At 67.4% G+C, this 12,815-nt stretch carries 5 protein-coding genes; 2 read left to right on the top strand and 3 right to left on the bottom strand.

The window, feature by feature from the left end; genetic code table 11:
* The first annotated feature begins 24 nt into the window (after positions 1–24).
* Both GA0070604_RS24390 and GA0070604_RS24385 read left to right on the top strand, forming a co-directional pair.
* Entirely contained in the window at positions 25–672 is a 648-nt protein-coding gene (locus GA0070604_RS24390; protein ID WP_091123182.1) for a histidine phosphatase family protein, read from the top strand.
* Entirely contained in the window at positions 669–1,520 is an 852-nt protein-coding gene (locus GA0070604_RS24385) for a phosphotransferase enzyme family protein (RefSeq protein ID WP_244162067.1), read from the top strand. The genes GA0070604_RS24390 and GA0070604_RS24385 overlap by 4 nt, the downstream gene beginning before the upstream one ends.
* Before the next feature lie 155 nt (positions 1,521–1,675).
* On the opposite strand, the gene mads8 is transcribed toward GA0070604_RS24385, so the two are convergent.
* The 3 genes from mads8 to mads6 are packed head-to-tail and all read right to left on the bottom strand — an operon-like array spanning position 1,676 to position 12,815.
* Entirely contained in the window at positions 1,676–7,144 is a 5,469-nt protein-coding gene (gene mads8 / locus GA0070604_RS24380) for a methylation-associated defense system ATP-binding protein MAD8 (protein ID WP_091123179.1), read from the bottom strand.
* Positions 7,141–8,739 (bottom strand): methylation-associated defense system protein MAD7, encoded by a 1,599-nt coding sequence (gene mads7, locus GA0070604_RS24375; protein WP_091123175.1) that lies wholly within the window; start codon positions 8,737–8,739, stop codon positions 7,141–7,143. The genes mads8 and mads7 overlap by 4 nt, the downstream gene beginning before the upstream one ends.
* Entirely contained in the window at positions 8,739–12,815 is a 4,077-nt protein-coding gene (gene mads6, locus GA0070604_RS24370) for a methylation-associated defense system protein kinase MAD6 (RefSeq protein WP_091123171.1), read from the bottom strand. The genes mads7 and mads6 overlap by 1 nt, the downstream gene beginning before the upstream one ends.

The following is a 12,815-nucleotide window of genomic DNA, read 5'->3' as shown; positions in this document are numbered from 1 at the left end:
CCGCACCGCGAAGGAGCCCCTCGAATGGTCCCGGCCGAACTCGTCATCGCCCGCCACGGTGAAGCCGCCTGCAACGTCGCCGGCATCGTCGGCGGTGAACACGGCTGCACCGGACTCACCAACCTCGGCCGCGATCAGGTCGCACAACTCGCCGCCCGCCTGGCCGACGAGCACTCACACCGGCCATACACCGCCTACTACGCCACCCCTCGGCTCCGCGTGATGCAGACCGCCGAGATCATCACCGAAGCCCTGCAGCTGTCCGCCACCATCGAACCGGAACTCCGTGGCCCCGACCATGGCGACGCCGACGGCCAGCCATGGGTCGACGTCAAGACCGCCTTCCAGGGCCCGCCCCAGCACGCTCCCAATCGTCCGTACGCCCACGGCTCCGAAACCTGGAACCAGTACCTCAACCGGGCAACAACAGCCCTCCAGAAGATCCTCGCCAGACACGACGGCGAACGAATCCTCATTGCCGCCCACGGCGAAACCGTCGAAGCAGCCCACACCCTGCTACTCGGTCTTCCCCAGAACGCCTGCCTCCGGCTCGGCTTCGTCACCGACCACGCCTCGCTCAACCGGTGGCAGCGGCCCACCAACCGCTTCGGCCGCACCATCTGGCAGCTCGTCACCCACAACGACACCCGACACCTCGGGACCCCGCAGTGACCGACCTCGACCTTCTCCTGACACTCTGCCAACGCCTACTCGACACCGAGGCAGTACCCGCCGGCTGGCATCCCGGCCACGCCGGCACCCGCGCACTACGCGCCTCAACGAGCGACCACGGTGAAATCATCGTCAAAGCACACCGCAGCCCGGAACGCCACACCCAGGAAGTCCACGCCTACCACACCTGGATCCCCGCACTCGGCGACAGAGCGCCCCGGCTGCTCGCCACAACCGACGACCCGCCCGCCATCGTGGTGACCGCCGTACCCGGAGTCCCGCTCGCCGAGCGCCAGCTCGACCCTGAGGCCGAGCAGGACGCGTACCGACAGGCAGGGCAACTACTCGCAACCCTGCATGCCGCCAGACCGCCCCGCCTCGAACCAGACTGGACCGCCTGGCTCGCCGAACGCGCCGAATACTGGATCTACCGCGCCGGAGACCAGATCACGGCCAGCCGCCGAAGCGAGATACGCGCCCATATGCAGGCTCTTCGCGACCTTGCTCCGCTGCCGGCCCGGCCGTGTCACCTGGACTTCATGCCCCGAAACATGATCTACAGCGACGATGGTGTCGTCCGCCTGATCGATTTTGAGCACAGCCGCTACGACCTGCCGGCCCGCGACCTGGTACGGCTTGCCACCCGCATCTGGCCTCTCCGCCCGGACCTACGTGACAGCTTCCTCGACGGACACGGCTCGCTCACCACCACCGACCACGCGGTGATGGAACACTGCGCCCACTTCGATGCCTTGACCAAGCTGTGCGACTCGTCCTCGCCTGGAGGCGGTGCCGTCGGCGAGTTGGAACTCCCCAGCTACGGCCGGGAGGCGAGCCACCCAACGTGATCCTCGAGTCAGGGACCACGCCTGTGCGGCGTCGGCTGTCGACAAGCTCGACGTACCGTGCAACCTGCAGCCGGTTCTGCCTCGGATATAGGCGGCCTTGCCACCACGATCACGAGGTCGAACTTGCCGAGGCATGCCTCCTCGCCGTTAGGAGGTCACTCGAAGGGGCGTTGCTCTACCGCGGTCTTGGTGCCTCCGCCATGCTTGGTGATGCGCTGTCGAGTCCGAATCTTGATTGCTTTAGTGGTGAACGTATGGTTTGTAGCTCGACTAGACCAAACATACCCTTCGCCGGGTGTGAGATCAGCCATCTTGCCAGGGGTGAGGCCTGACAAGGCGGCGTTTGCCTTCTGTAAATGCTTGAGCCAGGCTGGTGACGTGAATTTGTGTAGAATGATATGATTCGATAGTTCGATCAACGAGATGGGCACGGACGGCGGGTCCTGGCTCGCGACTAGCACGCTCATGCCTTTGTGTCGCATCTCCCGGACGCTTTCCACGAGTCCAGCGACCAGGTCAGGGCTGTCAATGTACTTGTGTGCCTCGTCGAAAACCACAAGTTTGTTGAATCGCCGCTCCCCGCTTCGAGCCTCGGCGAAAAGCTGCATGAGCACCACAAAGAGGCCGAGCGCCTCGTCCTTCTCGACAAACTCATCGCGCAGGTCCACAATAATCATCCGGCCGGGACGGACCAGGTCCTTGATGCGAGCCTCGTCATCGACGTATTGGGTGGCGAGATCGAGGCGCTGTTGTGCCAGCTGCTTGAGGTGATCCGGCAGGCCTGAGGCGTCAATCCCCTGACGAATGACGTCGATTCGTAGATCGTTTCGATGCGCTCGCATGATCCGCTGTAGCTGCCGGATGTAAGTCGACTGATTGCCCACTGCCCCCATGAGGAAACGCCAGTGCTCGGCGCGAAGCTCGGCGGAGCCGAACTTCAGGGGTAGTACCGTGAGATGTGGGTACTCGAATCGGCGCTGCGTAAGCTGGTCCTCGGGTACGAGCATAACGACGTCGGAAAGCCCCCGCGGGGCGATGCCGTACTGGTTCTGGAGATCTCGCGCTTGATCGGGATCGTCATTTGGCTCCACCATGCTCGTGAACTCCGGAGCATATTCCTGGGTCTGGCTGTAATGGAAGACGATGGTCGCCAGCGGATGTGGCACCACATTGACCGGTGGAGCCGGAAGCAGGGCCATCTCCATGATGGTGCCGAGGGTGTAGCTTTTTCCACCGCCCTGGACGCCGAAGAGACTGATGGTGTGTGTCTCGTTCAGGTCAAGTGCCACCTTGAGCCCGGCGCTTTCGCCCAACAGCCCGAACTGAGGCGAGTCGCGGGTCGCGCCCAATACTACGTCCGGGCGAGCCACCACCTCGGGCGTGTTCGTGCCCGCAGAGCCGGCGTCAGTTCTCACAGACTCATCGACGGGGGCGGTGGCCTGACTGGGTACCCGGCGGACAGGCTGCTTGTCGTCGCCGGGAGCAGTCCCGTCCTGGCTGAGCGGTCCGGTCGGCGGCCCTGGGTCGTCCATATGAGAACCGGGATGACCTTCGCTACCGCTGAGGGGCGCCGACGTTGCCGCGGCGCCAGTAGTACCCTTCGTCGTCGTACCGTCATCGGCGGCAGTAGCGCCGGCGGGAACATCATGATTTCGCGAGGGCGCACGGAACGCGGCCGTCCAGAGCCGGGGTACGGAGAGCTCTTCCCCGACCAGCGTCACGCCCTCGGGTCGTTCCCCCGTCAGGCTGGCGGGGTCGGTGGGAATCGCTGTGATCAGTTCCTGGATCAGTTCCCGGCCAACCCGGTGGAACTCGGTACCCGCCTCGTGCTCGGTGTCGCAGCCGTGACCATTGAGGTCGAAGATCAGACCGGTACGAGTGAACTCGAGGTGGTAGCCCTCGTCGAGCCGATCGATGAGCCAGCGTGCCTCTGCTGCCGCCGTCGGGTGCATGATCCGATGACGGACAGCCCGATCGAGGTAGAAGCGGAGGATCGTGGCCAGACGGTGGTTGTGCAGCACCCGGTCCACCCGGTCCGGGTGGTGGTGTTCGGGGTCGAAGTGCTCGGCGATAACACGCTGGCTACCGTCGAGCTGCGCCTGCATCCGATCCTTCAGCTGCTGGTATGCGCCCGGGTCAGCCAGCGTCGAATAGCTCTTTACCTCCACCAGCCGGCAGGTAATCGTCCGACGGCGGGCATCCAGGCTGAACAGGGCGAGATCGCTCCGGTGCAGCCGGGTGCGTTCGCCGACGGCGTCGGCACGGCGGCGCGTCTCCTGGTAGAGATCCAGATGAGAGTCCAACGGAAGCAGCACCTGATCCGACAGGACTCCCTGATATTCCAGGTACAGCCGCGCCAGAGCAAGACCGAACACCTCGGTCCGCTGGGTCGGCGTGGTCGAGGCGAGCTTGAGCGCGAGCCGCCCGGAGAGAAGCCGGAGCTGGTCGAAGAAGGAGGCGACGTGCCGTTCGTCGACCGGAAAGCCGTGCTGCCGGATGACGGGGTCCAGCAGCGCGCGCAACTCCTCGACGGACCGCGAACTGATCACCACGTGGTGGCCGAGCGGATTACCGAGTTCCGAGTCGTGGTCGATGACGTAGTGCAGGCGCTCGCCACTGCCCGGCTCGTCGAAGTAGTCGAGGCCCAGGGTGCGGTCGATGGTGAGCACCCAGTCGCTGACGGTATGCGCTTTGTGGAGCAGCGCACGGTCCTGCGCGGTGAGCGAGAGGGTGATTCGTGGCACCGCCCGGGTACCGGGCTCGCCGGTGGAGACGGTGGCGGTGCTAGCGGAGATCAGTGCCGGAAGGGAAGAGAGTAGATCGGAGAGCTCCTCGGCCCCGGGTATCGGATGGGCCGGGCCGTGCCGGGGCCGTTTCCGCCACGAGGTCAGCTCGGCGTCCTGCCCGTACTCCAGTGTCAGGTCCTGGCGGAGCCCGTGGACGGGCGCCGGGACGGGGGGCAGCGGGGGTGCCGTATCGATCTGTTCGCCACCGAAGGCGTCGAAGAACACGGTCAGATGCGCCGAGGTGTCGCCGGCCGCGGATCGGAACTCGGTGAGCGGCCGCAGCGCGACCGAAAGCTTCGGTACGATGCCCGGGAGCGGCACGTGGAACGTTTCCGCCTCGGCTGCTGTGCTCCAGGTGCCGTCCAGGAGACTGGCGAGAGCGGATCCAGCGTCGGGGTGACCCGGGTCGGGCAGGAAGAGCCGGATGTCGTAGCAGAGGTCCGCGCACTCGACTCGACCCTGTAACTCGACGAGGGCGTCCGCGAGGTGTTCGGCCCGGCCAGCGTTGACCGCGTTCAGAGCCAGCGTCGTGACGTAGGGATGGAGCCGCAGATAACGTTCGATGCGATCAGCGAGTCGTCGACCGGTCAGGCCGGCATCCGGACGTCCGGCTGGGTCCGGCAGCCGTAGGGTGGTGGCGACGCCCGCCAGGACCTCCTGCGGGTCGGCGGTGTCCGACGGCAGATACACCCCCCAGTAGGTGAACGGGCCCTCCGCTGCGACCGCCAGCCGACCGCCCGAACGCGGGACAGTGAGTGGAAAGCCGGTGGGAGTGAGCTGGAACAACGCCTGCTGCGCGCTCTCCGCCGCGTCCGGTTCCCGGTCCCGGATGTCGTTGAGCCACCGTTGGCCCAACTCGGCCCAGGTAACGAGCCAGAGAAGTCGGAGCGGATGGGTGGGAGCGACCAGCAGGACCTCGGAGCGGACACCGTACGCATCCGTGTGGTCGACGGCGACGGTGTCCACCCGGAGAATCTCGGAGAGCTCGCGCAGGCGGGCGGGGAGTTCGTCGGGCGAGGCACGTTCGGCCCGCCGGAGCTGCCAGGCGATTAGTTCGGCGTAGCGCTCGGCGTACTCGCGGCTGGCTTCCCGGATGTCGCGCAGGTCGCAGCCTTCGACCACGTACTCCTGATCGCCTCGGACAGCCGTCGAGACGGCGTGCCGCGCGGCATGGAATCGGCCGACCACATCGACGAGATGGTCTGGCCAAGCCAGCGGCTGCGCTTCCGCCGCACCCGGATCGGCGCCGTTGCCGGACAGCACCCGCCAGTGGGCGAGACGTCGGGGCTCGGTGAGGATGGCGCGTTGAATCCGGGTCAGTGCCGGGGAGAGCGGGATGGTGACCCGCCCGGCCGCCCCGAAGCTGACCTCGACCAGATCACCGTCGTGCTGCCAGGCCCGATGGTGCACCTCGACGGCGTCACCGGGCGCGTTGAAGGCGCAGCGTAGGAGGGCGTGAGTGAGTCCGATGTCGCGCCGGTTCTGCCGCGGCTCCGGCTCGTCGATGTCTCCGTCCGGCACGACGAAGAAACGATCGCTCTCGTTGCCGGGCTGGTCGGGCCGCGTGGTCTCGACGGGAAGTGGGATGCCCTCCGAGTCGACCGGCAGCACCCGCACGTAGTGCCAGCCCGCGGCCAGCCCGGCCGCGCGAAGGTTCCTGAGATTCGCTCGGTACGTCGATTTGGCGACGGTGCTGACCTTGACCTTGGTGGCCACACCCGTCGGCCCGCCGTCCTCGGGAACGAGCTCCACGGCGAACTTGGCGAGGCCGGCGATCTGTCGCGGGTCCGGTTCAACCTGGAAGCTGACCGGAAGCACGTTCTGACCGTGCGTCCCGGCCGGGAGGTAGAGCTGGCCGCTGATGTTCTGGAGTACCGGATCGTCGACGTGCTGCGGGTCGGTGCCCGCACGGGGCAGATCCAGCTCGCCAACTGTGATCCGGAGCGCAACGGTGGCCTGCACCTCGCGCAGCGGCCACTGTTGGAAGGAAAATCGCCAGTTCGCCCGATCGACGACGATTCGGCGGGCCCAGCGGCGGGGATCGGTCAGACCGGCGGCTTCGGTCGACGCGCTGGACGTGACGAGAAAGTCGGCCAGCCGCGCCCGGAATGCCGGGTCGGTCAGCTCCAGTTCGACGACCCGCTGCCGCGCTGGCCGGGCCGATTCGACGATGGTAAGGGTGCTCTCCAGGTTGCGGACGGTCCAGGTGCGGACGCTGCGCAGGTCGGTGAAGAGCGCGAAGTCGGGGACCAGGCCGAGTTCGAAGATCGCGGCTCCCGCGGCCTGCGGGTCGCTGTCGTTCTGAATCACGGTGAGCAGGTAGCGGGCGCGGGCGATCGCCGAGGCGTACACCCACCGGCGCTCCCGAAGTACCCCGAAGACCTCGATCACACCGTCGCGCAGCGCCGGGGGAAGCTCCGCTAGCAGATGGGCGGCCAGATCGGCGTACACGTCGCCGAGTTCGATCTGCTCGAAGGTGGCGATGCCGAAGGAGTCCTCTGCGCTGGCCCGAGCGCCCGGAGGAACGAAGACCAGTAGTGGCGGCCGGGGGTCGCCGTGTGCGTCGGGATTCCGTAGCTCGATCAGCTTGGTGCTGGTGACGGAGTTGCCACCGGCAGCGGAGTCCGCGCCGGCCAGGACGTACACCTGCCCGTTCGGACCCAATGCGCGGCGGACACTGTCGCAGAGTCGGCCCGCGAGCGCCACGTCGAGATCGGTGTTCCGCATGCAATGGCCGGGTGCACGGTGTCGCAGCAAGTCGGTCAGCCGGGGAGCGAGCAGCCGCTCCAGCGCGTTGTCGAGGTCGTCCTCGGTCAGTTCTCGTAGCCCCGTGCTCACCGCGTCGTCCCGTCCGTGCTCACCACGTACCGTGGGGTTATTGTCTGGCTTAGGTAGGCATCCGAGAGGTCGGAGTAGAAGCCGATCTCCCGCAGCCTGCCTATGAAAGCGTTCAGGTTGGCGCGTAGGGCGGTGTGATCGGTGATCGCCGCCCGGTCGAAGCCGTCTCCGGGTGGTAGCCGGTCCACATACAGACCGTAGCGGTCCCGGAGGATCGTGAGGAACTCGTCGACCCTGAGTTCGGCGGTGTGCATTCCACCGCCTGGTGCCGGTGTGAGCAGGGCTATCTGCAACAGCACCTCGAGTAGCCGACCGTCGAGGACGAAGCGCCGTCGCCCCCGGCGAGGCTGGGCGATCATCGCGCCCGAGCGGTTCTTCAGTAACAGCGCGTCGAGGCATTCAGTAAGGTACTTGCGGTGAAAGTTGACCTTGTAGGCGGTAACGATCTCGACGTACGTGGTGAAATCGTCGAGCCCGAGATCGATGATTTCCCTGATCTCCCGCTCATGGTCGTCCGCCGCCGTGCTCTCCAACAGCGCGGTCAACTTGAAGGTGCCGAAGGCGTCCCGATCCTTGGTCCAGCTCGGACCGAGCAGACGGAGCAGGTCGGCCACCGGCACCGGTCCCTCCGCGCCGCTGACCCGCTTGCCGCGCCGTTGGAGATGCCGGGCGAAGTCGTCGAGCTTCTTGACCAAGTAGGTGGACTGGACGAAGTCCGGGATCCGTGCATACCAGGTCTGGGCGCTGCGCTCGGCGAGCCTCGCCGTCGAACTGTTCGGCGTCCCGCCCACGTCGAGGAAGAAGCCGTGCTGGGATTCGGGGATTTGACCGGCGGTGAGTGCCGGTAGGGCCTTGAGTAGCCTCAGGTGGTAGAGCCCCAGATGGAAGGCGAAGAGGATCTTCAGGTAGTCGATCATGACGCTTCGGGGGATGTATCGCCGGTGGTAAAGCAGCCGAACCACGTCGTCGGCGAGGAGTTTCGCCGCGTCCGGCAGCAACGGCGGGTACGACATCCGTACCCGGTTGTCCCGGGTGTCGGTAACCTGGTTCTTGACCGCCTCCACGAGGCTGATCAGCGCCTGAGTCTCCACGTCGACGTCGGCCGTCGCGGTAAGCGGACCGAGCGCACCACTTAGGTCAGGGAAGAAAAACTCGCGCAGCAACCGCAGGGTGTCGCCGTCGCGGCCGGCCGACGCGTGCCGGAGCAGTTCGTAGAGGTGTTCGTCGGCTCCGTAGGAACGGGAGTGCCGGGCGTTGCGCAGCCGGTAGGTGTAGCCGTACAGCGGCCGGAGTCCGGCGATCTTCTGGGTCGGCTTGCCGCGGTTCACCATGTCGATCAGGTGACTCTCCACCCACCGCCGGGTGGTCTCCTCGTCGAAACCTTCGAAGAGGTGCCGGTTCTCCTCTTTCTTGCTCATCTCCTCGGCGTAGTGGTCGACAGTGAGGTCCGCACTGCGGGAGACCCGGCTGGGCGCGCCGCCGTGGTTGAGTCGCATAAGGAAGGCGGTCAGCACCCGATCCATGTCGAGCAGCTTGTAGTCGATGTAGCTGATTCCGGGATAGCGGAAATCGGTGTCCTGTTGCCTCAGCCCCATTACCGGCCCCCCGTCGCTTCGCCGCGATGCATGACGAGCAGCCCGTCTGGCTCCCGCCGGACCCGGCTCAGCTCACCGCGGGCGGAGGCGAGCAGGATCTCCTGGTACGGCGCGGCGGACAACTCGTTCTTGAAGATCGTCAATCCCAGGTAGAGTCCCTGCTGGTCGGCCTCTCCCGGCAGGTAGCCCACCCCCAGCCGATGCAGCAGCTCGAAGAGGTCGAGCCGGAGCCGCAACTGTGCCCGATGACCGACCTCACCGTGGTAGCGGAGCACGAGGGCGTCGGGTTGGCTCTCCAGGTACGGATTGCTCGGCTCGTCGCCGACGGAGAGGGCGAGTCGCTCCTTTGGAAAGAGCCGGTAACTGCGGATCGTCTCCCCGGGCACCTGACGCAGCCGCAGGGCCAGTACGTCCCCGAGTTGTCGCGGATCGGTGAGCCCCTCGCTTCGGTTGATTGCATCCACCAGCTCGTCCAGCCGTTCCCCCACGCTTTCGGGGTTCTTGAGCAGGGTCAGCAGTCGGTCCGCGCCCCGGTACGGCAGGAGGCCGCGGGACCGACGCTGGTCGAGGCTCTCGAAGTAGAACCGGCGGCGGGCCGCCGCGACGTACCGGCGATGTGCCGCCCGATCGTCTTGCTCCGGTGCCGAACTTCGGGTGAGGTGCTCGGCGAGCCGGGCAAGGAGCCGCTGATCCTGGTCGCCACGTCCGTCGACGGTCACCAACGCCCGGCCCGCCGCCGGACCAAAGTAGTCCAACTGTCGGTCGAGCGCGGGAGCCGGGGCGCTGGCCAGGTCGACCTCCCGAAGCAGTCGCAGGAGGCGGTCCTGCCCGCCCGGCGGGCCCCCGTAGCTCGTGAAGTAGTGCGAGTCGAGGATCGCGTCGGTGTCGTTGGCCGCGTACAACTGGTGGATCGAGGCGCAGTTCCGCCCGGAGGTCAACATGTACGCGAAGGCCGACCGGAGGTCCCGCATGGTCATGTGCAGCCGGCCGCGCAGGTCGGCGAGCCGGTAGAGGTCACGCAGCCGTTCCCGGATCTGCGGGCCGGCGGTGGGGTGCGCGAAGGTGATCGCGTTGTGCCGCGCGTAGCAGGTTCGCTCCAGCGCGCACCCGCCGCACGCCGACCAGTACCGTTCGTCGGTGAGCCGGATCAACAACCGATCGAAGATCGACTCCTGGAGTTCGGAGGTCGGGGCGAGCAGGCTGCGCCGGTTGAGGTTGACCACCACGGTCCGCGCCGCGGTCGGCTTGCCCTGCAGCCCGGCGCGGACCAGGTCGGCCAGCTTCGGGTACGCCTTCTCCTCGGTGGTCAGGAAGTCGACCAGCCGGCCCTCATTGATGGCGATGAGCCGTGTCTCGTCCTGCGGCCAGTCCGTCGCGTCCGCGCCTGCGAAGGGCGCGAAGAACGACTGGAGCACCTCGTCGTTGGTGGTGTCACCCTCGTCCTGGCTGCCGTCGTAGTTGATCCGACACCAGCGACCGCCAGGAAGCTGGAAGTCGACGCCGTTGGAGCGCGGCGGACCGGTTACCGCGCCCCGCTCGGCGGCCTGCTCGGCGAGTCTTTCCAGGAACGCCGTCTTGCCGTCGCCCGCGTTCCCGGTGATGATCACCAGGTCGTGGTCGCCGCTGAGCACCGCCGGACGAAGGCGGTCGTCCAGCGCGGTCTCCACGTACAGCTTCTGGGTGTCCTTGCCTCGGGTGCCGGCGTTGCTGCGGACGCTCTGGCTGTAGAGCGTCTGAAGGTAGTCGACGAAGGGGTTCGCGCCGGTGGTCTCCGGGGCCGGCTCCGGAACGGGCGGCGGTGGCGACACCGTCCGGATCTCCCGGATCTCGTGGAGGGCGGCGAGGAACCGCTCGGCGGTGCCGTAGCGATCGCTACGACGCGGTGCGATCGCCCGGCGGACCACCTCGGCGAGCGGATCGGCCAGATCACCGAGGCCGATGAAGCTACGTGGATCACGCGGTGGCTCCCCGGGGACGGGTTGTGCAGCGTCCCAGGGGTAGCCACCGCCGGTCAGCAACTCGTAGAGCGTCACGCCGAGCGCGTAGACGTCCCGGTCGGCGAGGTCGGCTTGGTCGAGGTGACGGTGACCACGCAGGTCCGGGGCGACGTACCGGGGGGTACCGCCGGGCGGCGACAGGGTGGATTCGCTGTGCAGGGCGATGTTGAAGTCGATGATCTTCGCACCGCGTTCGCTCCAGTAGAGGTTGGCGGGCTTGATGTCGCAGTGGTAGACGCCGTGCTGGTGCAGGAAAGCCAGGCCACGCGCCACGTCGCAGGCGAGCGCCACCGCGTCGGCCGGGCCCAACGAGCGGTCGGCGAGCAACGTCTTGACGTCCCGCCCCTCGACGTACTCGAAGGCGAGGTAGGGGATCTGCCGGCCGTGCAGGTAGTCGGCGACCTCGACCTTGACCACGTTCGGGTGCGGCGGCAGGCCGATCAGGATCTTGTACTCGTGCCGGAGCCGTTCGATCACCGACTCCCGGTCCCGGAGCACGAGCTTCACCGCCCGGTCGGCCCCGGCCAGGTCGTCGTAGACCTGGTACGCCACGCTGGACTGGCCGCGCCCCAGCCGGCGGCGCACCGTGTACTTCGGGGTCAGCGGATACCCTTCCGGCAGGTGCCAGAAGTCCGGCTCGTCTGCTCCGCCGGGGCCTGCGGGGTCGGCCGAGGGCGGCGTCGGTGGTTCCCGACGCCGCCCAAGTGCCGCCTGCATCTCGTCGAGCGCCTCGTCGGCGCTGGGCCGGCCCGACGGGGCCCGCGCACACATCCGCTTCAACAGCGCGCTGAGCCCCGCCGGGAGCCCGGCTTCCGCCATCGGGGCGTCGGGGAGGACGCTGCCGCGTTCGAACTGGTCGGTGGAGGACGTGAAGGGCAACTCCCCGGTGAGTACCCGGTACGCGATCACACCCGCCGCGTACACGTCGGAGGCGGTGGTCATCTTTTCCGGGTGCGCCTGGCACTCGGGGGCCACGTACTGCTCGTCGAGCGCGTCGACGAGGAGCCGTAGCACGGTGGGGTCGCGAGGCGGCCCGGCCGGACGGGCATAGTCGAAGCCGGTCAGCAGCGCTCGCCCGCTCTCGGTGACCAGCACGGTGGTGGGGCTGAGCGCCCGGTGGACGACTCGGTTGCGGTGGGCGTGGGCGAGACCGCGCAGTACGTCGACCACCACGCGAAGCTTCGCGTCCGCCGCGAGCGCGGCCCGGGGATTGTCCAGGTACGTGCGGAGCGGCTGTCCGGCCACGTCATCGAGGACGAGAACGAACGCGCTGCCGTCCTCGATGGGAAAAAAGTCCCGTCGTCCCACGACGCACGGGTGGCCGCCCATCCGGTTGAGCGCGTCGTAGGCGTTGGCGATCTGGCGCTCCTCGGCCCGCCGCTCCTCCTCTGGCAGGAACGGGTCTGCCCGGTAGACCCGGAGCAGGGCGCTGTCCCCTGAGTGGCGAGTGGCGGAGTTTACCGCCCGATACTCAGTGATGACGTCGTCACCGCCGAGCCGCTCTCGCACCTCCCAATTACCGAAGCGCTGCGGGCCGGTGGGCAGGTCGACGATGCCGTGCAGGGCGGCGATGATCGCCGGGTGATGGCCTCGTATGTCACGGGGAAAGCCGGTACGCACGCGGGCCAGGTCGCCCAGTGCTCCGACCAGGTCGGGCAGGGTGACGGTGTCCTCGGCGTCGTTGCCGACCGGGTCGATCAGCTTCGCGTTGTCGGCCGTCAACACCACGAGCGCGCCGACGTAGACCCGATTAAGCTCAGGGCGCTGCCGGCGCAGCAGATCGGCGACCACCCGGGCGTGCTGCCGCAGCTTGGCGGCCGGAGAGCCGAAGGCGTCCCGCCGGGACGGATACCACCGCGCGCCGGCGACCTCGATCCGCCCGGAGGTGCCCTTCACATCGACCAGCCATACTGCGTGCGGTGTGATCACCACGAGGTCGACTTCGAAGATGCCGGCCCGGCCGCGCACTTCGATGTTGTGCAGAACGGACCACTCGGCGGGGGCATGCTTTCGCAGCAGGGCGATGGCCTTGCGTTCTGCGTCGTTGACCGGGGGACCGCCACCGACGATTTGTGCCAT

It is taken from the genome of Micromonospora eburnea, assembly GCF_900090225.1.
GTDB lineage: Bacteria > Actinomycetota > Actinomycetes > Mycobacteriales > Micromonosporaceae > Micromonospora > Micromonospora eburnea.
This window is presented reverse-complemented; position numbering and strand designations above follow the sequence as displayed.

What these genes read in the sequence shown, in the direction of transcription:
- mads6 (WP_091123171.1), bottom strand. Translation starts at nt 12,815, where the DNA reads ATGGCACAAATCGTCGGTGGCGGTCCCCCGGTCAACGACGCAGAACGC.
- GA0070604_RS24390 (WP_091123182.1), top strand. Translation starts at nt 25, where the DNA reads ATGGTCCCGGCCGAACTCGTCATCGCCCGCCACGGTGAAGCCGCCTGC.
- mads7 (WP_091123175.1), bottom strand. Translation starts at nt 8,739, where the DNA reads ATGGGGCTGAGGCAACAGGACACCGATTTCCGCTATCCCGGAATCAGC.